Source organism: Falsiroseomonas bella, from assembly GCF_003173615.1.
Taxonomy (GTDB): domain Bacteria; phylum Pseudomonadota; class Alphaproteobacteria; order Acetobacterales; family Acetobacteraceae; genus Falsiroseomonas; species Falsiroseomonas bella.
Genome location: NZ_QGNA01000002.1, coordinates 289883 through 313428 on the forward strand (window position 1 = coordinate 289883; position 23546 = coordinate 313428).

General features: G+C 68.2%; 19 protein-coding genes. 10 read left to right on the plus strand and 9 right to left on the minus strand.

Annotated elements, in window-relative coordinates:
* Positions 1–10 precede the first annotated feature (10 nt).
* A complete protein-coding gene (locus tag DFH01_RS09690) occupies positions 11–5272 on the plus strand; it encodes a DEAD/DEAH box helicase (protein WP_109870240.1) in 5262 nt (1753 codons plus the stop codon).
* A 29-nt stretch (positions 5273–5301) separates the two neighbouring features.
* Here DFH01_RS09690 and DFH01_RS09695 read toward each other — a convergent pair whose 3' ends face one another.
* Positions 5302–6402: a chymotrypsin family serine protease gene (locus tag DFH01_RS09695; RefSeq protein WP_109870241.1), complete on the minus strand. Its 1101-nt coding sequence runs from the start codon at positions 6400–6402 to the stop codon at positions 5302–5304.
* Between the two features lie 263 nt (positions 6403–6665).
* Between DFH01_RS09695 and DFH01_RS09700 the strand changes: the two genes are divergently transcribed.
* From DFH01_RS09700 to DFH01_RS09725, 6 genes are all read left to right on the plus strand, one after another.
* Positions 6666–7328, plus strand: a complete 663-nt coding sequence (locus DFH01_RS09700; RefSeq protein WP_146217022.1) for a hypothetical protein — start codon at positions 6666–6668, stop codon at positions 7326–7328.
* Complete coding sequence (locus DFH01_RS09705) at positions 7325–7939, plus strand: hypothetical protein (RefSeq protein ID WP_109870243.1); 615 nt, start codon at positions 7325–7327, stop codon at positions 7937–7939. The genes DFH01_RS09700 and DFH01_RS09705 overlap by 4 nt, the downstream gene beginning before the upstream one ends.
* Before the next feature lie 185 nt (positions 7940–8124).
* Entirely contained in the window at positions 8125–8616 is a 492-nt protein-coding gene (locus tag DFH01_RS09710) for a hypothetical protein (protein ID WP_109870244.1), read from the plus strand.
* 4 nt (positions 8617–8620) lie between these two features.
* Complete coding sequence (locus DFH01_RS09715; protein ID WP_109870245.1) at positions 8621–9106, plus strand: DUF7665 family protein; 486 nt, start codon at positions 8621–8623, stop codon at positions 9104–9106.
* Positions 9060–9584 (plus strand): hypothetical protein, encoded by a 525-nt coding sequence (locus tag DFH01_RS09720; RefSeq protein ID WP_146217023.1) that lies wholly within the window; start codon positions 9060–9062, stop codon positions 9582–9584. Before DFH01_RS09715 ends, DFH01_RS09720 begins: the two co-directional genes overlap by 47 nt.
* Positions 9581–10963: a BilD N-terminal domain-containing protein gene (locus DFH01_RS09725; RefSeq protein WP_109870247.1), complete on the plus strand. Its 1383-nt coding sequence runs from the start codon at positions 9581–9583 to the stop codon at positions 10961–10963. Before DFH01_RS09720 ends, DFH01_RS09725 begins: the two co-directional genes overlap by 4 nt.
* Here the strand turns inward: DFH01_RS09725 and dinB are convergent.
* Complete coding sequence (gene dinB, locus DFH01_RS09730) at positions 10930–12075, minus strand: DNA polymerase IV (RefSeq protein WP_199231188.1); 1146 nt, start codon at positions 12073–12075, stop codon at positions 10930–10932. The two genes, DFH01_RS09725 and dinB, sit on opposite strands and share 34 nt — an antisense overlap.
* 52 nt (positions 12076–12127) lie before the next feature.
* Positions 12128–13309, minus strand: coding sequence for a hypothetical protein (locus tag DFH01_RS09735; protein WP_146217024.1), 1182 nt, complete (start codon positions 13307–13309; stop codon positions 12128–12130).
* Positions 13310–13526: 217 nt separating this feature from the next.
* On the opposite strand from DFH01_RS09735, the gene DFH01_RS09740 reads away from it, so the two are divergent.
* The 3 genes from DFH01_RS09740 (at position 13527) to DFH01_RS09750 (ending at position 14789) form a co-directional block, all read left to right on the plus strand.
* The gene (locus tag DFH01_RS09740) at positions 13527–13949 is read left to right on the plus strand and encodes a thioredoxin domain-containing protein (RefSeq protein ID WP_109870249.1); all 423 of its coding nucleotides are present in this window, start codon (positions 13527–13529) and stop codon (positions 13947–13949) included.
* A 101-nt stretch (positions 13950–14050) separates the two neighbouring features.
* On the plus strand, positions 14051–14356 hold the full coding sequence (locus DFH01_RS09745) for a hypothetical protein (RefSeq protein ID WP_109870250.1): 306 nt from the start codon (positions 14051–14053) through the stop codon (positions 14354–14356).
* Complete coding sequence (locus tag DFH01_RS09750; protein WP_109870251.1) at positions 14343–14789, plus strand: hypothetical protein; 447 nt, start codon at positions 14343–14345, stop codon at positions 14787–14789. Before DFH01_RS09745 ends, DFH01_RS09750 begins: the two co-directional genes overlap by 14 nt.
* Before the next feature lie 110 nt (positions 14790–14899).
* Here the strand turns inward: DFH01_RS09750 and DFH01_RS09755 are convergent, their stop codons facing one another.
* From DFH01_RS09755 to DFH01_RS09775, 6 genes are all read right to left on the minus strand, one after another.
* Complete coding sequence (locus tag DFH01_RS09755) at positions 14900–15508, minus strand: hypothetical protein (protein ID WP_109870252.1); 609 nt, start codon at positions 15506–15508, stop codon at positions 14900–14902.
* Complete coding sequence (locus DFH01_RS27795) at positions 15509–15712, minus strand: hypothetical protein (protein ID WP_146217025.1); 204 nt, start codon at positions 15710–15712, stop codon at positions 15509–15511. It lies immediately after the preceding gene.
* Between the two features lie 164 nt (positions 15713–15876).
* Positions 15877–18921 carry a calcium-binding protein gene (locus tag DFH01_RS28980; RefSeq protein WP_146217026.1) on the minus strand — a complete coding sequence of 1015 codons (3045 nt, stop codon included), beginning with the start codon at positions 18919–18921 and terminating at the stop codon, positions 15877–15879.
* 945 nt (positions 18922–19866) lie between these two features.
* Positions 19867–20304: a hypothetical protein gene (locus tag DFH01_RS28130; protein WP_158287688.1), complete on the minus strand. Its 438-nt coding sequence runs from the start codon at positions 20302–20304 to the stop codon at positions 19867–19869.
* A gap of 701 nt (positions 20305–21005) precedes the next feature.
* Entirely contained in the window at positions 21006–22541 is a 1536-nt protein-coding gene (locus DFH01_RS09770) for a sulfatase family protein (protein ID WP_109870254.1), read from the minus strand.
* Positions 22542–22554: 13 nt separating this feature from the next.
* Entirely contained in the window at positions 22555–23529 is a 975-nt protein-coding gene (locus DFH01_RS09775; protein ID WP_158287689.1) for a Bug family tripartite tricarboxylate transporter substrate binding protein, read from the minus strand.
* Positions 23530–23546 lie beyond the last annotated feature (17 nt).

Below are 23546 nucleotides of genomic sequence, written 5' to 3' on the forward strand. Positions count from 1 at the left end.
GGACCAGACCATGCAACCCGAGAAGTCCCTCCAGATCGACGCAATCCGGACGCGGGCGAACATTCAGGAACGCCTTGTCGATAGCGCGTCCGCCAACGCCTACCTGCGCGACCCTGACCTTCAGGCGCGGGTCCGCGACATCTGGCTCGGCGCCGACGAGGACGGCGGGTGCGCGAGCGAGCTCTTCATCGAGGGCATCTTCCCCGCCCGGGAAGGCGAAGCGAGCGTCGACAAGCTGGTCAAGGATGGCCTGTTCTCCGGCGACTTGCGCGACCAGCTCGGGCGCTCCGGCAGGTTCCCGACCGGGCGCGACCTATACGAGCATCAGCGCCGGGCGATAGAACTCGGCGCCCGGGAAGGCTCGCCGCGGCCCGTCGTGGTCGTCCGCGCCGGTACGGGCATGGGCAAGACCGAGGCGTTCCTACTACCGCTCCTCAACGATCTGCACACGCGGCCAAGGAAGGACAGCTCGGGCGGCGTGCGCGCCATCGTGCTCTACCCGATGAACGCGCTGGTAAACGACCAGGTGGAGCGCCTGCACGGGTGGCTGAAGGGGCAGTCGAGGTGTCGCCTGTTCCACTTCACCGGGGAGACGCCGGAGGACAAGCGCGCGGCCGACGGGACGAACTACCCGGTGTTCGATGAGTCTCGCCTCCGCACGCGCGAGGAGGCGAGGGCCAATCCGCCGGACGTCCTCGTCACGAACTACTCCATGCTGGAGTACATGCTGATCCGGCCGCAGGACGCCCCGTTCTTCGGGCCGGACCTCAGCGTCTTCGTCCTGGACGAGATGCACCTCTATTCGGGCACGCTCGCGGCGGAGATAGCGCTTCTCCTGAGGCGCGTCCTCCTGCGCTGCGGACGGCGCCCCGAGGACGTCCTGTTCCTCGGTGCGTCGGCGACGCTGGGCGGCGACCTCGGCGAGTTCAGCGCGGCCCTGTTCTCCCGGAAGCCCGCGGACGTCCATGTGCTGCAAGGCGCCAAGAAGCGGCCCGATCTCGGCGCTCCGGACGACCCGGGGATCCCGCTGACGCCCGCCACCGTTCCCGAGCCTCTACCTGAAAGGCCGTTCCTCGACGAGGATGGACTGGTCGAGGACGCCGAGGCGGCGCGCGCGGTGGTCGCGGAGTGCGCCCCGCTCGCTGGCGCGGGCGCGAGAGCGGAGGCGGCGGGCCAAACGCACCCGGCGCGGGCGCTGGCAGCCGTCCTGAGCAGGGCGCCGGTCATGCGGCGCGTCCAAGACATCCTGTGGGACGCCAGCGCCGCCGGAGACATCGTGCCTCTGGCCCGCCTGAGCGGCCAGCTGTGGGGCAAGTCAGGCCATGCGGAGAGGGCGGGCACCGAGAAGCTGCTCCGGCTCGGCGCCCGCGCGAGGTGGAACGCGGACGAACTGCCCCTCTTCCCGCACAAGATCCATTTTCTCGTTCGCAGCCCCATCACGCCCATGGCGTGCGTGAACCCGGAATGCACCCACGGTTCCGCTCATCGGTTGCCCGGGGCAGGACCGGTGCTGTCCGGGAGCCGCGAGGCATGCCCGGCCTGCTCGTCCCAGACGCTGCCGCTTGCCCGTTGCCGGTCGTGCGGGGAGTGGTTCCTGGGAGCCGTCCACCGGACGGCAGACAACCGATACCGGCCGCTGCGTGACTGGCGCGACGAGGAGATCGACCTCGAGGAGGAGCAGGCTGGGGAGACCCGCACGCGTCTTTTCCTGCGCCCCTGCGCGCCGGATGCCGAGGGCGGCAGTCCTTATCAGCTCGCGAACGGCCGACGCGAGACGGTGAAGCCGCATGCGTGGCTCCTGGCGCATGATGCCTGCCCGAGCTGCGGCGACGACAAGTTCGGCTTGGTGCAGCTCGCCGACGACAACGGCCTGGGCATCGCGGCCGAGACGATGCTCGCGTCCATGCCGCCGTGGCCCGGCCCCGATCGCGCCTGGCGGCCCGCAGAGGGGCGCCGCCTGATCGCGTTCAACGACACGCGCCAGTCCGCGGCGCGTCTGGGTCCGGCCCTGACGGCGACCCACGAGGTGCAGATGGCCCGCGCCATGATCGCGGACCGCCTGCGAGAGGGCGCGGTGAACGAGGCCCGCCTCAATCGCCTCCGGCGCCGGGAGCGCGAACTCGTCGAGGAGCTGGCCGAGGCGCAGGGCGCGGAGCGCGAGGCCATCGAGTACGACCTGGCGCGGTGCCGCGGGGAACTCAGCGCCGCCCTGGCTGGCGGCAAGATGGAGTTCTGGCTCGACCAGCTCCGCCGCCACCCGCTCGTGGCGCAACTGTTCGACCGTGAGAAGGGCCAGGTCCATCAGGCGGGCTCGTGGGACCAGTCGGCATGGGACGCGAACACGGAGAGCGTCCGGCGCCGACTGAATGCCGTGCTGGCGCGCGAGTTCGCCATCCCGCTACCGGCGGGCCTCGGGCTCGAGACGGTCGGCCTCGCCGAGATCGTCTACCCCGGCCTCGAGGGGATGGAACTGCCTGAAGCGTTGAGCGGCCAGCTTCCTTCCCAGGAGGTTCGCGAAGTCCTGGAGGCGGCTTGGTCCGGCGTGCTGACGGGACTCTGCGACACGCTTCGTATGAACCGATGCGTGACCTTCGGGGACGAGGAGATGGACCGCTCCGCGGCCTTCTTCCCGGTCGGCCCGTGGATGTCGCTGTCGGCCTCGGGACCCTACCTCTTCTCGTTCCTGCCCGGGCGGACCGGAGCGACCCGGCGGACGCAGTTCGCGGCCGCGGTGCTGCGCGCCGCCGGTTGCAACGAGGCCATCGCCGAGGCGAAGGTCATCCCGCTGCTGGAAGCGGCCTTCGGCCAGCTCGTGCGCGCCGCGCGCGACGGGACCCTGCCATGGCTGGAGGTGGCCGACAGGCAGGTGGCCGGGCGCACCTCGGCCGAGGCCATCCGCGTCAGCTTCTTCGGCCTGAGCCTCCGGGCACCTCTGAACGTCTATCGCTGCCCACGCACGGGGAACGTCTGGCCGCGCGCCGTCCTAGGGTGCGCCCCAATCCGCGGCTCGCAGGGCGGCATGGAGAGCATCAGCCAGGACGAGGTGGACCAGCATCCGCGCATCTCCCGTGCCCGGCGCGCCTACCGGGAGGAAGGGGCCGTGCGGATCGGGCTGTGGGCGGACGAGCACTCCGCCCAGTTGGCGTCCGAGGAGAACCGAAGGCTCCAGGAGCTCTTCTCCAAGGGCGCCCGTAACGTCCTCAGCGCGACGACGACCATGGAGGTCGGAATCGACATCGGCGGCCTGTGCGGGGTGCTGATGGCGAACATGCCGCCCGGGCTCGCGAACTACCTCCAGCGCGGCGGCCGCGCGGGACGCCGCGCGGACGGCGCGTCCATCGTCTGCACCTTCGCGCGCCGACAGCCCTATGACCAGGCCGCCTTCGACGACTTCCAGTCGTTCTTCCGGCGCGAGCTGCGGCGCGCCAACGTCATGCTCGAGCGAGAGGGCATCGCGCGCAGGCACCTGCAGGCGCTGCTGCTGGGGGAGTTCTTCCAGGCGATAAGGCCGCCGTCGGAGCGCGCGGGCGCGATGGACGCCTTCGGGCGGATCGGGCGGTTCTGCGGCGTGGCGGTCCTGCCCCATGCGAAGGACGACATGATGGGTGCGGTGGAGGTTCAAAAGCCGCGCGCGCTCGATGCCGCGATCCGGAGACCCGAGCCGTGGTGGGACGTCGCGGCGGAGCCGGACCTGTCGCGCGAGTTCTTGCTGTTCCTGGACCACGTCGGGCGCGCGGGCGGCCGGATCGCCGCACTGGGACGAAGCCTCGTCGCGGGAACGGGATTCGAGGCGGCGGTCCGCGACTGGGCGAACTGCCTTGGCGGCGTGACGGACCGCTTCGGCGCGCTGATCGGGGACTGGCGGGACGACTACGAGCGCGTGGTGTCGGCCTGGACCGAGGAGAGCCGTTCCGGCGGACGGGGGCAGCGCCCGCGCATGAACGCCCTGGCGCGACAGGCGCGCGAGCTGCGCGAGGTGACCGTCGTCGAAGAGCTCGGCAATAGGAAGTTCCTGCCGCGCTACGGCTTCCCGATCGGCCTGAACACGCTTCTGGTGAACATGGACCGGGAGGAAGGCGAGAAGTTCAAGCTCCAGCGCGACGGCTTCGTGGCGATGTCGGAGTACGTCCCTGGCTCCGTCATCGTGGTAGGCGGCCAGTACGTCCGGTCGCAGGGCGTCCAGCGCGCGTTCGGCGCCGACAAGGAGGACATGGTCGGCGTCACCCTGTGGCGCTTCGAATGCGAGGACGGCCACTCGCAGTGCCTGACGGTGATGGAGCCGCCGGACCGCACATGCGGCGTGGATGGCTGCACGGCCAGGGTGGGCCGCAGGCCGGAGCGGCTGCTCGTACCGCGCTACGGGTTCGCGACGGCCGCTTCCGATCCGCCGTCATGGTACGGCCAGCGGCACCGGGTCGGCGCCGTCGAGCTCGTCATCAACCACTCCGAGGGCAGGCAGACCCTGTCGGAGATGGACTTCGGCGGCATGCCGGGACTCCGCGCCGACTTCCTCGAGAACGTGGAACTGCTCGCCGTCAATTCCGGAGACGAGGACAGGGGATTCGCCATCTGCACCGCATGCGGATACGCGGAGGAGGAGAAGGTTGCCGAGGGCCAGGGCGCCGTGGACCTGCCGTCCGCCTACACGCGGCATGTCCCTCTGTTCCGTTCGTCCGGCGCGCCGTGCGCCGGTGCGAGCGGCCAGGCGCCGCCGCTGCGGAACGTCGTCTTCGCGGCTCGCCAGTTCACCGACGTGGTCCGCTTCGACTTCACCGCCGTCGCCGGGGTGGACGAGGTCGCCCTGACGACGCTCGGCCATGCGCTGGCGCTGGGCGCCGCCGAGGTGCTGGAACTCGACCAGCGCGAGATCCGGATGGCGGTCGATCCCCTTCGAGGAGACCGTCGTGTCGTCCGGGTGTTCGACGCGGTGGGGCACGGCAGCGGCCACATGGCGGAGCTGTTCCGGCGCGGCGGCGAGTGGCTGGAGGCCGCCCGTCGCGTGGTGTGGCGGTCCGAAGCCCACGACGCCCGGTGCAGGACGGCATGCATCACTTGCGTGCTGTCTTCAGTCAGCCAGGACGACGCCCGGAACGGCAGGCTCGACCGCCGCCTCGCGCTCGGGGTGCTGGACGGCAGCGCGCGCCACGGCGGGGGCCTCAAGGCGGAGGCGGTCGCTCCGGGGCCGAGCGGTCAGGGAGACCTTCTCGCCGCTTTAAGGGCGCGGCGAGAGGCAGCCACGGGCCGCAGGTCACCTACTCCAAGAGCACGCTAGGGAGCACAAGCCGATTCACGAGCGGGGTTTCAGATGTTGTGTCCGCCAACGAGCGTCGCTCCGAACTCCGCCAGCACGGCCGCAATCGGCATGATGTAGGTAACGCCGCCAGCCTGACCGCCCAGGATCAATCCGACGGCAGCAGACCCGTCCTCGGTGACAACCAGGGATCCGCTGTCGCCGAACGTGGAGAATTCGTCTCCATGGAGACCCGCGACCGACCAGACGCCTTCGAAGTGGACGTTCGCCTTGAATTGCGGGGCGGCGTAGGGGAAGACGAGCGGCGTCTTCACCTCGCCGACCACTCGCCCACTGGTCAAACCTGACGTCCTCCCGACCTTCTTGAGGCGCATCTGTGCGGCGGGAGGCACCACGGCAGCGGGCGTATCGTACTGCTTGTCGCCCTGCCAGCTGGTCACGAGGTTCTCGTCGTTGATGGTGAAGATGGCGACGTCCAGCCGCTGCTTTGAAAGCTGACCGGGATCGCCTGCCCTTATCTCCGCCAGTCGCAGATGCTTGCCGATCGCCGTCGGCGGCGGTTGATTCACGGCGGCATCAACCGTCGAGGGGCACATGACGTGCATTCCGACTTCCGTGTAATTGCACGCCCCCGTGACGTGGTTGTTCGTGAGCCCGCAAAGACGGCCGTCAGCCAGCCGGATCAACGCGCCCATCGTGCCCGCCGAGTGAATCGGAGCCGCCGTGATGGAGCTGCCGCACGCGAAGCGGCCTCCGGGCGTCCAGAACCGCGATCCGCCAAGGGCCGCAGAATGCGGCGCCACACTCGGCGGAAAGCTTGGTGCTTCGGCATGACCAAGGAACTCGATGGAGAAGTCGCCGAGCTTCGTCGGAAGGCTCCTGATCGCCGCCTCAGACACCTGGGTCTTGACCAGGACGCCGACATGGTTCGCGTCATCGTCCGCGACGACCGCCACGACCTTCATCTTCCTCAGGCGCTCGACGGCCTGCGCTTGCTTGGCGTCGCAACTGACCCCTAGGTAGGTCGCGAGCCCGGGTCCACCCAGGCCGCTGCCTGATCCGTCGGCGAGGGCGCCGACCTCCTTGGCCCACTCATAAATGCGGCCTGCCATCCAGGTGGCGGTCCGACCAGAACCGGCGCTGTCGAGCATCGTACGTTCCCAGCAAGGCGGGCTGAACGCCCGATTCGTATGTTCCCGAATCGTGCCATGTGGCGCCCGCGATCCGCTACCAGGAAGCGATCGGCTGTCCACATCTTTTTCTGCGGAACGACTTCCGATCGGAGGCTGCGTGGATCGCTACCCCACTGCAGGGTGGATTGGTCCCTCGCTGGACCTAAGCCCGAGGAGGCAACCACAACACGGGGAGGCAACGATGTCTGGTCTGGGAACGAGAGAGAGAATGGAGTTCAAAAATGTCGGTTACCTCTGGTGCAGGAAACGAGCCGGGCACTGACGCCTCTGCATGGATCGAATCGCTGCGTGACGGTTCGCTTCGGAAGCGGCGAGCCGAAGAGATCTTCCGGGCATGCCGCGGCATGGACCCCGAGAGGGATCAGCGGGTTCTGGGCGAGCTTCTGCAGGAGCTGGCGGACCGCGCCACGCGCCACCTGCGGAAGCGCGTGAACAGGAATCTGCCCAACGAGGGGCTCGATCTGATCCAGTCAGCCGTCGACAAGATGGTTGACGCGGCCCTCGGACCGGATTCCCCCGACGCCGAAGGCTTCTGTCAGGCTTTCTATGCCCGGCTCAGCTTCAGGCTCACCGACCGAATCCGGAGCGCAAGCCGGATCGGCGACAGGGAGCAGCCGTACGTCAGGGATGAGGAAGGTAACGAAATCCCGGCGCCCGACTTTAACGCGATCAACCCGGAGCAGGCGCTCGTCATCAAGGAGCTACTGGCCGATGTGGATCCGCGAAAGAGGCGGGCGCTGGCCCTGGTCAGCATGGGCTATCTCGTCTCATCAGCCGACCCCGACAAGCAGACGGTGAGCTCGCTCTTGAAGGTGAGCCCCAGAACGGCCGAGGGATGGGTGCGAGAGATGAAGGCCCTGATCCTCGAAAGGACGAAACAATGAACAAGGACGCCGATGCCGTCCTGCTCGACGAGGTTCTCTTCGCCTTCAGGCGGGACAACGCTCTGCCCACGCCTGACGCCGTGAGCGACTGGTGCAGGCGCCATCCCCGCTTCGCAGAGGACATCCAGGAGGAGGCGATGCTCTGGGCCGAGGAAGAGATGATGGCGGCGCTTCATCGTCACTTGCCCGAGGACGAGGCGGTGGTTCAGGAGGCGCGTGCACGTGCGGTGAAAGCTGTGGAGCACGGCGCTGCGCGCGTCGCCGCGGCAAGCTCCGATACCTTCGCCGACGCCCTTCGATCTGCCGGGATCGATCAGGCCGAGGCGGCCCGCCAGCTCGGGATGCCAGCTTCGGTGCTGAAGCGACTTATCCGCGGTGAAATCATGGGGGCCACGATCCCGCAGACGTTCACCTACATGCTCTCGCGCCTGCTAGGGCAAGCCGAAGAATGGGTGCTCGCGCGCTACCCCGCGACGCTTGCGGCGGCACAGGACGCCTCGTGCCGCCCAACGCCCGGAGCGGGGTTCGGGACGATCTCATTTCAGGAGGCGGTCGCCGATGCGGACGACGCCACCGAAGAGGAGCGCGCGTTCTGGCTTGAGGAAGCCTGAATCGCTGCTGGATTCGTCACCGTCGGCCGTTTCCGGCCCCGGGCTTCGGCTCGGGGCCGCGTCTTTTTCGGCCCCTGCGATCCTACCCAAGAATTCTTTCGGCCCAGCTTCCGATCTTGGCTCTCTTCCCTCGCTAAGCCATTGACGGGGCAAAGAGGTGCCCTTTGGGATCGGAGGATCCGAAGATGTCCGACCGGAGTTTTTTCGTTCACCGCGCTGGCTCGAAGTGCATCACGGAGGTGACCGTCAGCTCGACGGCCACGGTCCGCGACGTCCTCCGGCTGCCCGAGATCGCCAAGGGTGCCGTTCAGGGTGACGACCTGCTCGTGTTCATCGACGAGCAGGAGAGCCCGGCGCACCGCGACGTGATGCTGGAGACGTGCGGCGCGCACGGCGGCCGCATCCACCTGGTCCGCTGCAAGAAGGTCGAGGTGCGCGTCTACTTCATGGACCGCGAGGCGTGCCGTGCCTTTCCGCCCGGTACTCGCCTCAAGAAGGTCAAGGAGTGGGCGGTCCGGGAGTTCGGCCTCGCGGCGGGCGACGCCATCGAGCACTTGCTCCAGATCCACGGGAGCACCGACCGGCCGAACTCGGCCACGCCGCTCAGCGCCCTTCTTGATGAATGCGGCTGCTCGATCGCGTTCGATTTCGTCCCGGACGTTCGCGTCGAGGGCTGAGGCGATGAGTGTCCTCCATCCTCCCGATCGCGTTGTTCTGGAGGCCCACCTCGCCGCGCCGGATTTCCGGTGCGGCGAGGTCGAGGGACGCTGGCGCAGGGGTCACCTGCGCTGGCCCCACCTCGTCGTGGCGGTGCAGGCGGCGGAGCGTCCTGGCGCTCCCCGCGAGTACGGCTTCCGCTTCCTGTGCGATGGCTACCCGGTGACGCCGGTGTCCGCCCAGCCGTGGGACATCGACAGCGACATCCCGCTCCCGGCGCAGCGCTGGCCGACCGGCAGGCACGTCGTGCCCTCGGTGTTCAGGCCGGAGTGGCAGGGCGGGACGGCGCTGTATCTGCCGTCCGACCGCCTCTCCATCACCGGGCACGACGACTGGCGCCACCAGCACCCGTCGCGCCTGTGGCGCCCCGACCGGGGCATCGTCGGCTATCTGGAGATGATCCATGAACTCCTGGCTTCGCTGGATTACACGGGCCTTCGGGGTTCCTGATCCGCGGATCGTCTGGCCCCGGCCCCACTTCGAGCAGGTCATGGCGGAGCTCGACCGACGGGGCCGGAGGCGCCACGAGGCCGGTGTCTTCCTGCTCGGCGACGATGTCGGCGGTTCCCGTGTCGTGCGTGACGCCATCTTCTACGACCAGCTCGACCCGAAGGCTTACGACACTGGCATCTGCGTGCTGCATGGAGCCGCCTTCGCCCAGCTCTGGAACGTCTGCCGGAAGCGCGGCCTGACGGTCGTCGCGGATGCCCACACCCATGGCGGCGACGCACGCCAGAGCGGGTCCGACCGGAAGAACCCGATGGTGGCCCGGCCGGGGCACATCGCGGTCATCGTCCCGGATTTCGCGCGCGGTCCGGTGCTGCCGGAACGGCTCGGTCTGTATCGCTATCTCGGCGACCATCGCTGGACCGAACACGGCGGTCGACGGTGGCGCCGTTTCCTTTCACTCAGAGAGGTGCGCCGATGAACGCGTTCACCCGGTTTTCCCCCGAGACGATGCACCGGGGCGCGAAGCTGTTCATGGATCGTGGCGACGCGCCTTCCTACGGCGAGGCGCTCGGGATGCTCGAACGGCTCCGCCTCGACATCGCCATCGGCGAGGGCGCGGCATGCACCGAAGCCGGGCAGATCGCGCTGCTCACTGCGGTCAATCTGGCCCGGAGAACCATGCTCGGCGGCGTGCGGGTCATCTGCTGCCCGGATGAACCCTGTCTGACCCGTCTCGGTGCCGCCGCGACCCTGCGGGGCGCCGTCCTCGAACTGGGCGGGATGCATTCGCTCGCTCCGGTCGGGGGAGCTACGACCTTGGTGATCGGAGATCCTGCATTCAGCCTCTCCGATCCCCGCGGCCTGCGCGTCACCTGGAGCGAATGGTCAGGGGGCGTCGTCCCCATCCGGGATGACCGCAGACTCTCCGAGCCGCGCGGTGGCGGACTCGGCCCGGTGCTGGCGGCCGCCATCGCGGTCGGGGATGCATTCCAGTCGGCCACGGGCGAGACGCCCGATGCCGGACGCCGAGCGGTCGGCCTGTCGCTCTGGAATCCCGGCGCGTGTTGGATGGCATCGGACCCAGGCGACACCCGACTTGCCTGGCTGCCTTCTCGTCTGTGGTTGATCGGGCTCGGCAATCTCGGGCAGGCGTTCCTGTGGTGCCTTGGGGCGCTGCCGTATTCCCGGGCGGGCGACCTTGCCGTCACGCTCCAGGACGACGACGTGGTCCAACCGTCGAACGACAGCACCTCTGTGCTGACCTCGGCGTCCTCGTTCGGGAAGGCGAAGGCCAGGATGGCTGCGGCCTGGGCCGAGGGCGTCGGGTTCCGGACGCGCGTCGTGGAGCGGCGCTTTGGTCCATGGACACGGCGCGCGGACGAGGCCGGAGATCCAGCCGTCGCACTCTGCGGCGTGGACAACGCGCTCGCCAGGATGGGACTCGAGGACGCTGGCTTCGCGGGCGTGTTCGAGGCCGGTCTCGGCGCCGGACCTCAGGGCTATCTGAACCTGGCCACGCACGCCTTCCCGGGGGCGGCACGGGCGCGGGACATCTGGTCGAGGGTCAGCCAGCGCGCCGCGACCGAGAACCCGGTGGGCCGCCCTGCGTACGAGGCGGCGGCCCGGGAGGGGATGGGCCAGTGCGGGCTGTTGACCCTCGCGACCCGCACCGTCGGCGTCCCGTTCGTCGGGGTGGCTGCCGCGACCTTGGTGATCGCGGAGATCCTCCGGCGTATCCACGGCGGGGCGGGCCTCGACGCGTGTTCCTTGTCGCTGTCCTGCCCCGGCGACGCGGAGGTGGTCGAGGCTTCGACCCGATCTGCCTACCTCGGAGGCACGGCGCCTGCGGCCGCCTGAGTCATCCCATCCTCGCGGTTCTCGTCGGCACCGTCGAAGTCGAATGCGGGCTGGTCCGCAACCGAGTGATCGGCCCCAAGGTCGAACCCGGACACCGTCACGCCCAGAAGCCGCACCGGCTTCTCCAGCGGGAACAGCCCCCGCGCCAGCGCGACGGCGGTGCCGGACAGCGCGTCGAGGCCGCCGACCGGGGCCGCGGCGCTGCGGCTGCGCGTCAGGGTCCGGAAGTCGGCGTAGCGCAGCTTCACGGTCACCGTCCGGCCGCGGGCGCCGGTCCTCTCGCACCAGGCCCAGACCTCCCCGGCCAGGGCGCGGATGGCCGCCTCGACCTCGTCGGGGGTCTCCAGGTCGTGCGGGTAGGTGGTCTCGCTTCCGGCGGACTTCCTCGGGCGGTCGGGAACGACGTGTCGGTGGTCCTCGCCGCGCGCGATGGCGTGGAAGTGGGCGCCCGCCTTGCCGAAGTGCTCCGTCAGGAAAGCCAGCGACATCTCGCGCAGGTCCTTCCCCGTGCGGATGCCCAGGCGCTCCATCTTGGCCGCGGTCGCCGGTCCGACGCCGTGGAAGCGCGACACCTCGAGCGTCTCGACGAAGGCCGGTCCCATCTCGGGCGTGATGACGAACTGCCCGTTCGGCTTGCGCTGGTCCGACGCCAGCTTCGCGAGAAACTTGTTGTAGGAGACCCCCGCCGACGCGGTCAGTCCGGTCTCGGCGAGGATGCGCGCGCGGATCTCGGTCGCGACCTTCACGGCGGTCGGGATGCCCTTCAGGTTCTCCGTCACGTCGAGGTACGCCTCGTCGAGCGACAGCGGCTCCACCAGCGGCGTGTACTCCTCGAAGATGTCGCGGATCTGCCGCGACACGGCGCGGTAGACCTCGAAGCGCGGCTTCACGAAGACCAGCTCCGGGCAGAGGCGCATGGCGCGCACCGACGGCATGGCGGACCGCACGCCGAACCTGCGCGCCTCATAGCTGGCGGCGGCCACCACGCCCCTCTCGCGAGAGCCGCCCACGGCGACGGGCAGCCCGCGCAGTGCCGGGTCGTCGCGCTGCTCCACCGACGCGTAGAAGGCGTCCATGTCCACGTGGATGATCTTGCGGACAGGGGGCGTCACGGCGCGTCGGGCTGAACCTGCTGCTCGGTTCAGCCTACCACGCGCGTCGGGGTCAGGCCCCTCGGCCGCGGATGGAGTCCGGGCTGATCAGGCTCGGCGCGACGCCGGGCGCGCTCATCCGGAGCTTCAGTCCGCGTCGCAGGTAGTCGTCGAGCGGCTGGTCGACCGAGAGGCGGATGTAGTCCGCCTCGAACCTGGTCGGGCTGACGACGTGGCAGCCGTCCGCGTGCACGTGCGGCCGTAGCACCGTCCCGGCTTTCGGGCCGCGGCTGACCGTCGCATGCAGGCGACCATTCGGTCCCGGGCCGCCCGGTGCCGTCGCGGCGTGCGCAGCCGGGGCGACCCGGCCAGGCGCGGGCGGCTGCTCACGGGTCGGCGCCGGAGAGGTGGCCGACGGAGTGGACGAGCGTACCTCGGGGACAGCCGCCCCGCGGCCGCCCAGCGCCGCCACGGCCGCCCGCATCCGCGCGGCGTTCCCGAGCAGCCGGGCGACGCGGCCGCGCACCGGGTCGCGCGGCTTCAGCGTCTCAGGATCGCGCTCGCCGATATAGACATCGACCTGCGACCCGGCGCCCGCCGACGGATGGGCAAGCGCGCCGAGGACGCGCTCCCGAGGGAGCAGCCCGCGCTCGACGCAGTGGTCGAGGGCGTCGAGGGGCGTCGGACCGAGCGCCACGAAGACCGCGTCAGCGGGCAGCAGGGCCAGCTCGCCCACGAAGTCCCGCTCGAAGCTCCCGCGCAATGCCGGGGATGCGAGGACCTCCTGGAAGGAGCCGTTGAACATCTTGTCGTTCTTGAACGCCGCGTGCGGCACCACCGAGGTCGAGTGGACGAGTTGCGACGCCGAATCCCAGAGGTCGGCCTCGTCGTGAACGCCCAGCAGCGCGGCGAAGCCGAAGTGCCGCAGCATGCGAAGGAGGTTCTGCCGCATGGGGCCGCCGAACGCGGCATGCGCCTTCACCGCCCGGAACACCTTGTCCCTGGGCATCCCCTGCCGATGCAGCTCGTGCACCTTCTTGTAGGCCATCTCGAGCTGCGTCGTCCCCGGCGTGATGCCGACGATGACGAGCCTGGCGCTCCGCTCGACGTGGCCGAACGGCATGTAGAAGACCTGATGCGGGCCCGAGGCGCCGACCAGCGTGTCGGCGCGCCGGACGGCTGCGCCGCCGTCACGGCAAATCGCGTCGTAGATACCAGAAATCATGACATCTCGGTTTCCTTCATTCGGTGTCATGGAATCAGATCTCCTCCTTGAAGTTTTAAATAAAAAGGGAGAGCCGATCCTGTCGGCTCTCCCGAGTTTTTTGCCAGATGAAAGGACGTGTTGGGCATGTCCGCTTCGTCGCCCGGATTATCTTCAGGAGGCGGGAAAGTATCAACATCTTTGTTCAGGCAAATTTGGACAATTCGAACGAAATGTCCTACTTTGTACGCCGGACAGGGAGGTGGGGATGGCAACCGGGCGAGAGCGAGAGCTGGCGGCGCAGGTCGAGCGGCTTCAGGCGGAGGTCGCTCGGCTTCAGGCGGAGGTCGCTCGGCTCCAGGAAGAGCTGGCCCGGATCGGGCAGGGGCGCAGGCGGCAGGTGGAGCGGGCGAACGCGGCTCGGTCTGCCAGATCCGCGGCGACGGACGACCTCGTGTTCGCGGCCGTCCTGGATGAACTCCAGGAGCGCTACGAGTTCGACGTGTCCAAGGTGGACCTATCGATGCTGGGGTATCCGCACTTCCGGGACGGGCATCTGCACCGGGCGGTCGCTGCCGCCCTGAACGCGAAAGGTGTCCCCGCGCCCCGGGGCGGTTCCTGGTCGACGAAGCAGGTCACCCGGGCGCTGGTGCGGCGTGCGGAGCACAGGTCGGCGGGCGAGTCGGCGTAGCTCCCGACTTCCTGCTTCCGTCACGCTTGGCGTGCCGCCTGATATCCACAGGCCCTCCCGAATCTGTTCACTTTTTGTTCGCTTTCGGGCATGCTCCGGCCATGCCGCCCGACCCGCTCCCTTCCGGCCAGCAGGATCCCGATGCGATCGGGGTCTCCGCCTCGCGGGGAGCGGGCGCGACGGGATTCCCGACGCTGGAGGCGGCCATCGCGGAGGTTCGCGCCCTGCATCCCGCGTGGCCCGCGACCCTGGTCCGCGAGGTCGCCGGACGCCTGGTCGGCATCGTCGCGGCCGCCCGGAACCCGGATCCGCCGCCTGCTCAGGTGCTCGCGGGTCTGGCGTTGGTCGTCAGTCCGGGCGCGATCGGGGACGCCGCGACGCAGGCCGACGGGCGTGGCGATGGCTGACCTGCGGCTTGCCCACACGGGGGTCACCACGACGACCGGCCAGCGCGTGGACATCAGCGTCCAGCCCGAAGGCCGTCACCACAAGGGCCGCGTGCTGCGCTGGCACGGCGGCGTCTACGACGTGGAGTTGCCCGACGCCGAGGCTCTGAAGCTCCTGCGGGTGCTGCTGGCGCACTACGCGGTCCCGGAGACGACCCGGCCGCCCTCGGGGCGGGTCACGCGCCTGACGGTGGAGGTCGCCCTCCAGGACGCGGCGGCCGAGGCGCCGCGCCGGACGGCAGCGACGTGCCGGTTGTTCAGCCTGGCGCTTGCGCGCCTCTGCGCGGGCGAGGCCGAGGGGCTGGTGGCGGACGAGACCGGCGAGAGGCGCGTCGTCTGGCGCTTCACGGCTCCCACGCGGAGGAGGGCGGCGAACCGGGCCGGAGAGACCTGACCGAACGGGTCACCCGCTGATGCCGGGCAGCCGCTCGGCCGGGATTGCGCAGAACCACCGCGCGGCGTCAGCGAACGCCGTGTCCCGGGCGACCGAGAGTGCGGGCGAAGTCATCTCGGCCGGAAAAGTCCCTTGATGCATGCGCCGGTCCTGACGGCGATCTGCGTATGCGTCCTCACCCGGAACCCGCTCCCCGGGTAGACCTCCTCACCCTCGGTGAAGACGCCACGAACGGTGTCGAAGGGTTCGACCCGCTCGATGCCGGGGTCCGGGTCAGCTCTGGCCTCCTCCAAGGCGGAGTGGAGGTGCTTGATGACTGCGCAGTCGAGGAATCGCAGCAGCTTGTCGCCGTTTGCGTCCCCTCCGACATCCTTGTTTCGAGGCATGGTGAGGCCGCTCGATGCATTGACCTGCACAAGACCCTCGTAGGCATCCCGCAGTAGCTCGATGTTCTCGCGAACCAGGAGGTCGAGGCAGTTGCCGAGGTCGATGACGGCACCGATGACGAAGGGGCGCGAGTAGTCTCCGCGCGCCACCTTCCATTCGGCCCATTCGCGGGCGCGCCTTGGGTCGCCCTCCCAAAAGTAGGCACCCGGCCCAAGCCAGTCGTACGACTTATCGCTCTGAATCAGGTCGATCTGGCCCGTGAGGGCCTTCTTGCCGACCACTTCGTCGCAGCCGTGATAGCCGAGAACGAAGGACGTGGAGAGGCGGCTCACCTACGAACGGGAGATGGATGCCTTCCTTGGCTTCACGCTCGGTGCCGCGACCGTCCGTCCGCCGTATTCTGGCGCCAAGCGACCGTCTGCCGTATGGATGCCTTCGCGAACCAGCGCGGCACGCGCCACCGCCCGGCTGGTGGTATTCACCGCCGTGTGCCGCTGGATGATCCTCTTGATCGCTTGACGCTGCGCGTCGGTCATGTCGCCCTCCGAGCAGCGACGATGCTAGTCCAGGGGATGCTTTGCGACAACGGACATGTACGTCGTTAGGTTCCGGTTGAGACTGACGCTCCTGATCTGGACCATGCGGATCCTGCGACGGTGGCGCCTTTCGCCAAGGTCGCAGGACCTCGTCTCCCGTCATCCTACCAGTTCTGGAAGCCGATCTGGTTCGCCGTGATCGTGGCGTCGTCGGTGACCCTGAGGAGGAACTTCGCCTCCGAGGATCCGACGCCGTCGGGGTCGAACCAGAGCTTCCGGGTGGTCGTGTCGAAGACGACCTGCCAGCCCTCGCCATCGGCGACCGCCCCGGCGCCGCTGACGAACCGCGCCTTGTCGTCGGACGTCGGGGCGGCCTGGTCGAGCTGGCCCTGGGCGACGCCGAACCCGACGGGATCGAGCCAGATCACGTCCTCGGACGAGAAGCCGAGGACCAGGTCGCCGCCTTCGTCGGGGCTGTCGTAGCGGATCGCGTCGGGGAAGCCCCCGCCCGCGATCGTGTCCTCGCCCATCCCGCCCCAGATCCAGTCCCAACTGCCGTAGCCATGGATGACGTCGTCCCCGTCTCCGCCGCGCAGCCTGCTCCACCCCTCCTTGCCGTGGATGGTGTCGTTCCCCGCGCCGCCGTTGGCCTCGCCCCCGAACGCCGTGTTCTCGATGGGCAGCATCGCCGACAGGGACATGAAGTCGTCGCCGTCGCCGCCCTCCAGGGTGTCTTCGCCGCCGTTCATGCCCGAGATGTGGTCGTCACCGGCGGTCCCGAGGATGAGGTCAGACCCCGCCGTCCCCAGCAGCGCGCCCGGCGCCATGTTCTCGTGCCAGACCGAGTTCATCACCGCGACCTGCGAGGCTGTCAGCGTGGACCACGGCTGGAGCGTCGCGATCAGGACCGACGCGCCCGACCCGGCGCCGTCCGCGTCGAAGCGGACCTCGCCCGTCGTCGCGTCGTGGACGATCTGCCAGCCGTTCCCGGTGGCGACGGCCCCGGCGCCGCTGACGAACCGGGCCTGGCCGTCCTCGGTCGGCAGCGCCGTGTCGAGGTAGCCCAGCCGCAGGCCGCCGAAGCCGTGGCTGTCGAGCCAGATCAGGTCCTCGGAGGTGAAGTCCGTGATGACGTCGCCGCCCTCGTCGGGGGAGCCGTAGCGGAAGGCGTCGGCACCGGCGCCGCCGGTCAGCGTGTCGGCGCCCAGGCCGCCCCGGATCCAGTCGAACCCGGCGCGGCCGTCGATGACGTCGTCGCCGTCGTCCCCGAACAGCGCGTTGAAGGCGCCGTCGGTGCCGACGATGGAGTCGTCCCCGTCGCCGCCCCGGGCGTTCAGCAGGCCGTGGCCGAGCCAGGGATTGTGGGCGTCGAAGCCCACGATTGTGTCGTCGCCGCCCTTGCCGTCGATGACCTCCATCGCGTCGCCGACGCCGATACCGACGATGACTTCGCCGCGCTGGCTGCCGGTGATCGTGTCGGCCATGCGGGTGCCGTACAACTCCTGGACGTTGACGAAGCGGTCCACGTCGCCCGTGTGCTTCAGGGCGATGCCCGTCTCCATGTCGATGGTCATGGAGACGTTGCCTCGGGTCTGGTCGAGCAGGTCGTAGGTCAGGCGGTTGGTGCCGCCGCCGAGGTCGATGAGGTTGCTACCCTCGGCGGGGCGGAAGACGTCGTTCCCGGCCCCGGTCAGGACGATGTGGTCGCCGACGTTGACGGACATGGCGTGGCCGTCGTCGCCGCCCACGATGAATGCGTCGCCGGAGGCGCGGTGGTAGTAGAAGCCCTCCCACGCCCATCCCGGGTTCCAGACGCCCTCGGCGAGGAAGACGGGGTTGCGCAGCACGTGGGCGAAGCCGCCGAGCCCGGCGTCGGCCAGGGCGGCCTCGACGTTCGCGGCGTAGTCGGGATCGGGGTTCGTGCTGGCCGCCTGCAGCGCGTCCAGGACCGCCAGGGCGCCCGCCCAGTAGTTGGCCTTGTCGCGCAGCGTGGTCCGGTCCTCGCCCATCTCGGCGAAGGTCGCGACGGCGTGGGCCACGGAGTGGGTACTGACGATGCTGTCGGTGCGGATGTCGTAGTGCGTGTCGCCGAGGTGCTGCGCCAGGCCGCCCTGGACGAGCAGGCGGACGGCGACGTCCTTCACGAACCCGGCCCATGCGATGTCGAGGGCGCTCCCCGCCGTCACCGTCGGGTTGGTCACGCCGCCCTCCTGGACGAAGGGCGAGGCGGTGTAGCGCTCCATCGCCGCGAGTTTCCGGGCGTCGCCAAACTCGCCGCGCGCGGCCGGGTTCAGTTCTTCGGTGTCTGCCCACCTCACCAGGAGCCCGTCGGTCCACCGCAGGGCGTTTGCCAGGAGTTGGTCGGGATCGCGGTCACCGGTCACGGCACCCCAGGTGATCTCGTTGACCCACGGGCGGAGTCCGTCGTTGAGAGCGGCGGCGATCCGCAGGTCGGCCATGGACCCAGCGCCCCGGACGTCGGCCAGATCGAGGACGTGGAACCAGTCTTCGACGCTGACTGCACCGACGTAGTGCGTGTCCATCGGGTTGGCGGCGAAGAATACGCTGTAGGTGTCGCGCGTGGTCTCGTCGTCCATGGCGATCGTGGTCTGGCCGTACACCTGGTTTCCGGCGACGGTCGTCGAGAGCGGCGTCCAGGACAGGCTGATGGAGGCAATGCCCGCCTGCTCCATGCTCAGCAGCTCGCCCGGCTCGTAAGTCCCGTCCCCGTCCAGATCACGCCACGCGCGGAGTTCCGACCAGGCGGCGTCCGACGCGTCCAGCGTAACGTCGCCCGCCATGGCGGCCAGGTCGGCCCAAGCATTACCGCTCGTGAAGCCGACGATCTCGCCGGTCTCCGCGGTGCCGTTGGCGTTGGCGTCCCTGATCAGGATCGCCTCGTCCGGGTGCGCCCAGCCGACGCGCATCGCGAACGGGGCGTCGCCGGGGCGCAGGAACACCGAGGATTCGGCTACGGACATCAGTTCCAGGCCATCGCCGTCGAAGTCGATAATCAGCGGATCGACGTTGGCCAGCGGGTCGCTGGGCACGCCTTGCGCCAGATCCTTAGCTCCCTTCAGCGAAAGCGGGATCTTCTGGCCACCATCAAGTGCAGGCGGCTCCTGATCGAATGGAATAAACTGCTCGCCTGGTGCCAGATGGACGCTCTTACCGGCGGAAACTAAGTCATAGGAGCCATCGGCGTTCAACGTCAGGCGGGATTTAAGTGCGCCCTCTTCATCCTCTACAGAAATGATAATTGAATCGTTGGTGTGGTTCCGCTGCCATGTAATAATGGAAGCATCCCACCGTGCGCCCGAAGCCAAGATTAGACGGCCATCTTCGTAGGTTGTGGTAGGCTTGTCGGTAAGTTGAGTCAGCACCGGAATCAGGCCATCTGTACCATCGGAGCCATATTCACTCTGCGCCTGCTGTCTAATTTCATCATCAAGCGCACTCCGCCTAATGTTTATAGGATTTTGGCCGATTGCGGGAACGACGCTGTTTTGAGCACCGGGGACCCATGCATCAATGCCGGTTCCCGGTTCTCCTATGTATGCGGGCCTTATGTCAGGATTCACTCCAAATGAAGCAAGGCCACGGACCACGGTCCATGCAAATGTATTGCAGTTGTTTGAGAAAGAATCGTAGAGTGGATTTGCTTCGTTAATCTGACTGATGATGGACGAAGCCGCGTCTCTGATTTCCGGGAATAAAGCGGCATCACCCCGCCACACTTCGGCAGAACGGAACAAACCCTGCTGTGCAGCGCCAGTAAGATTCTGGACATCCGCCAAAACGGCGCGATTAATGTTTTGCGTTTGAAAAATAGGGTTTGTACCATCTACAACATTTGGGATCATGTGTCCGCGCATTATTCCTTGATACGATGTTCTCCCCATCGCAGATTGTATCGCCTGGAGAGGGCTTACTTCGTATATCTCATTGCTATCCGCCTTCACGTATGGATAGGCAGCGATCAGGACCGCGCCATCATTGGAGTTGGCGTTCGGCCTCATGACGATGAATGCGTGGTAGACGGTGAGGGATCCAGGTTCCCGGTAAGGATTCCCGATCCCCATCCACCCCATGGACCGGACATAAACCGTGATGCTTGCTTCTGTCGCCCCAGTCATGATTCCCCCCATTCACAGTCACTGACCGGCGTGTATATCAACAATCTGCCTTTCAGTTTTTATTACCACGTCGTCGCCGGTGTATATGATGTTGAATGCGACCTCTATGCCAGCAAATGGGCGCGTCCAATCATGGCGTCGACAGTATATGATGAACGTGTTTGCTGGATAATTCTGAGATGAGGAGCTCGGCACTGGATAGCGTGGATTGGATGGGCTGGGACACCGATAGCCCGCCGCATCGAGGTGACCTCGGGCGTCGGAAATCGTCTTCCCAACAAGCATTTCCGGATACTTGTCCACCTCGAATGTGCGCCAGTATGACATCGGCGGCGAAGCCATGTAGAATACGACAAAAAAGATCGCCGCACCGACGACAGCAATCAACGTCATGAATGCTCGAGCAATTCGTTTCATGCTGAGTCCCGGCAGCCAAATATGTTGACTGTTCTGCATTGCAGAATTAAATGGTGCTCACCTGATGAGGCTGATTCAAGTCAGGAATGCATTCGGCTCGTTGAGCATGCGCCGAGGTGAATCCGCATGGCGGAACTGCGCCGCAGGTCACCTGCGGTGTCCCTGCACCTGTTCGGCTCCGGTGCGGTCGCCACCAGCATGCGGCGAAGTTCGCTGTACCGGGAATGACGGGGCGCCCGTTCGGCGCTGCGATGGCTCGGTGTGCCAGCGAGGCAGCAGTAAGGCTGTCGCGCTGGATCGCCCCAGCCCGGCTCCGACCCGATCGAGTGTTTTCCCCGAGCATCCTGAAGGCGCACCTTCACTCGCGCCGGGGATTCAGCGGCAAAACGGCAGTCGGCCTGCATCAGCCCAGGCGCCAGCTGACCTCAGGGATTCGTGGCGGTTCCTCGCATGGCCTCCTGCCACCGAGGCGCACCGCTCCGGGCAGCGCAGCGAGCTGGCCGAGCGCGGGATCAGACCCTCGGGATGCGGTGATAGCCTGTGTCAGAATCGTGCCAGCCGGACCCGCCGCGGACTGCCGTTGTCTGCCGCCAACTGCCGCTAGGCGTGCCGGGGCTCTCCCCGTCATCCCAATTGGATCAATGACTTGGCCGGTCGGACGATTGCGGACGTGCCGGGCGAAGCTCCCTTGGTAAGGGAGAGGTCGAGAGTTCAATCCTCTCCAGCAGCACCACCGGCCCTCACGCCATGCCCACGGCCGGAAGCCTGTCGGTTCGGGCATCGGCCGGCCGGGCGCGGATCATCGCTTCGAGCTCATGACGCGTTCCGGCATGCGCCGGATCGTCCGCGATGTTGTCCATCTCCTGCGGGTCGGCCACCAGGTCGTACATCTCCGCCGCGCCGGAAATCTCCTCCACCGTCAGCTTGAAGCGCTTCGTCCGCACGGTGCGCAGGTTGAGCGGCACGCCGCAGCGGCTGTCGGACAGGTCCCATTCGCAGAAGGCGAAGTCGCGCGTCTGCTCGCCGCGCGCCACCGGCAGCAGGGACCGGCTGTGCCAGCGTTCGGGCTTCTCCACCCCGGCCAGGTCGGCGAATGTCGCCGCCATGTCGAGGGTCGAGACCGGCTCGTCGCAGGTCTTCCCCTGCGGCACGCCGGGCCCGCGCATCAGGCAGGGCACGCGGATCAGCCCCTCATAGGTGATCGGGCCCTTCAGCAGCAGGCCATGGTCGCCAAGCCAGTCGCCATGGTCGGCTGTGAACACCACCAGCGTATTGTCATCCAGCCCAAGCCGGTTCAGCTCGGTGAGGATGCGGCCGACATTGTGGTCGATCAGCGAGATCATGCCGTAGTAGTTCGCGATCACCTCGCGCAGCGTCGTCTCGGTCAGCACCGGCGTGCGGCTGTGCTTGGCGCGGAACTCGCGCAGCTTCGGGTCCGCCAGGTTCGGCACGCCCTCCAGGCTCGCCTTGTGCCACCAGGGGCGGCGGTCGAGGTCGAGCGTCCAGTGCGCCGGCAGGTCCACATCCTCCGGCCGGTGCAGCAGGCTCCAGGGCACCGGGCAGTCGAAGGGATGGTGTGGGTCGGGGAAGCTGGCCCAGAGGCAGAAGGGCCGGTCCCGCTTCTCGTTCATGTAGGCGATGGTGCGGTCGGCGACCCAGTTGGAGTTGTGCCAGGCCTGCGGCAGGCCGGAATGCCAGGTCTGCGGCGCGCCATGCGTGTCGGGGCCGTGGTTCTCCTTGTAGAGCCGGTCCTTCAGGGCGCCGCGGCCATCGCCATGGTACCAGGCCTCGTAGGCCTGGCCGAAGGGCGGCTCCATCGGGGGGAAGGTGTTGTGGCCTTCCACCACCAGTTCCACGCGCTGGAAGCCCATATAAGGACCGGTCCAGTTCGGGCCGTAGCGGTCCATGCTCAGCCGGCATTCCGGTGAGCCGGTCGGGTGGAAGGTGTGCGCGGTCGCGAAATGCGCCTTGCCGAGCAGCGCGGTGTCATAGCCGGCCTTGGCGAGCACCGCCGGGAAGCTGTCGCGCGCCTCCTCCGGCGGCAGGTCGATGCCGTTGTCGCAGACGCCGTGGCTGCGCGGCATGCGCCCCGTCAGCATGGAGGCGCGCGTGGGCTGGCACACCGGGTTCGGCGCGATGCAGGCGGTGAAGGCGGTGGACTCGGCCGCCAGCAGATCCAGGTGCGGGGTGCGCACCTTGCGGCCGAAGGCGCCGATGCAGTCGGCCCGCTGCTGGTCCGTTGTGATGAACAGGATGTTCGGGCGTTTGTCGCGCAAGCTGGCGTTTCCCCTATTCGATCGTCACATTCGCGGCGCGCGCCGCGGTGCCCCAGCTCGTCCGTTCCTCCGCCATGAAGGCGTCGAACTCGGCGGGCGGCATGTAGCGCGCGGTGAGGCCCTGGGAGCCGAGCTTCTGCTGCACCTCAGGCTTGGCGAGCGCCGCTGCCAGCGCCTCGGAGACGTATCGAACCACCTCGGGCGGCGTGCCGCGGGGGCCGACCACGCCGTACCAGACCGCGAGCGAAAGGCCGGGCACGCCGGCCTCGGCGATCGTCGGCACATCCGGCAGCTGCGGGGAGCGCGTGCCGGTGCTGACCGCAAGCGCGCGCAGCTTGCCCTCACGCAGATGCGGTACGAGCGGCGGCATGCCGATGGAGCCGAGCGGCATCTGCCCGCCGAGGATCGCCGTGGTCGCCGGCCCGCCACCGCGGAAGCCGACATGCGTCACGCGGAAGCCCAGCCGCTGCGCGATGATCTCCATCCCCAGATGGTGCTGGCTGCCGGTGTTCGGGCTGGCGAAGAGGATCGGGTCCGCCTGCGTCTTCGCCCAGGCGGCGAGCTCCGTCAGGTTGCGCGCCGGCACCTCCGGCCGCACGACGATGACGAAGGGGAACTCCGCGACATGCGCGATCGCGGTGAAGTCGTTGGCGGGATCGAAGGGCACGTTGCGGAACAGCACGGGGTTGATCGCCATCATCGCCGCGTCGTTGAACAGCAGCGTGTAGCCATCGGCCGGCGCGCGGGCAGCGGTCTCGGCGGCCAGGTTGCCGCCCGCGCCGGTGCGGTTCTCGATGGCGAAGCCGCGGGGGAAGGCGGCGCCCATCGCCTCGGCCAGGATGCGGGCGGTGATGTCCGTGGCGCCGCCGGGGGCCGAGCCGATGAGGACGCGCACGGGTCGGGAAGGATAGCCGGACTGCGCCAGGGCCGGTGCGGCGAGGGCGAGGGGGGCGAGTCCGAAGGCACGGAGCAGGCCGCGGCGCGGCATGTCTGGCAGCATGGCAC

Bases quoted from the DNA above. Each gene is read 5' to 3' on its own strand.
- DFH01_RS09690 (WP_109870240.1), top strand. From the start codon at position 11: ATGCAACCCGAGAAGTCCCTCCAGATCGACGCAATCCGGACGCGGGCG.
- DFH01_RS09695 (WP_109870241.1), bottom strand. From the start codon at position 6,402: ATGCTCGACAGCGCCGGTTCTGGTCGGACCGCCACCTGGATGGCAGGC.
- DFH01_RS09700 (WP_146217022.1), top strand. From the start codon at position 6,666: ATGTCGGTTACCTCTGGTGCAGGAAACGAGCCGGGCACTGACGCCTCT.
- DFH01_RS09705 (WP_109870243.1), top strand. From the start codon at position 7,325: ATGAACAAGGACGCCGATGCCGTCCTGCTCGACGAGGTTCTCTTCGCC.
- DFH01_RS09710 (WP_109870244.1), top strand. From the start codon at position 8,125: ATGTCCGACCGGAGTTTTTTCGTTCACCGCGCTGGCTCGAAGTGCATC.
- DFH01_RS09715 (WP_109870245.1), top strand. From the start codon at position 8,621: ATGAGTGTCCTCCATCCTCCCGATCGCGTTGTTCTGGAGGCCCACCTC.
- DFH01_RS09720 (WP_146217023.1), top strand. From the start codon at position 9,060: ATGAACTCCTGGCTTCGCTGGATTACACGGGCCTTCGGGGTTCCTGAT.
- DFH01_RS09725 (WP_109870247.1), top strand. From the start codon at position 9,581: ATGAACGCGTTCACCCGGTTTTCCCCCGAGACGATGCACCGGGGCGCG.
- DFH01_RS09735 (WP_146217024.1), bottom strand. From the start codon at position 13,309: ATGACACCGAATGAAGGAAACCGAGATGTCATGATTTCTGGTATCTAC.
- DFH01_RS09740 (WP_109870249.1), top strand. From the start codon at position 13,527: ATGGCAACCGGGCGAGAGCGAGAGCTGGCGGCGCAGGTCGAGCGGCTT.
- DFH01_RS09745 (WP_109870250.1), top strand. From the start codon at position 14,051: ATGCCGCCCGACCCGCTCCCTTCCGGCCAGCAGGATCCCGATGCGATC.
- DFH01_RS27795 (WP_146217025.1), bottom strand. From the start codon at position 15,712: ATGACCGACGCGCAGCGTCAAGCGATCAAGAGGATCATCCAGCGGCAC.
- DFH01_RS28130 (WP_158287688.1), bottom strand. From the start codon at position 20,304: ATGCAGAACAGTCAACATATTTGGCTGCCGGGACTCAGCATGAAACGA.
- DFH01_RS09775 (WP_158287689.1), bottom strand. From the start codon at position 23,529: ATGCCGCGCCGCGGCCTGCTCCGTGCCTTCGGACTCGCCCCCCTCGCC.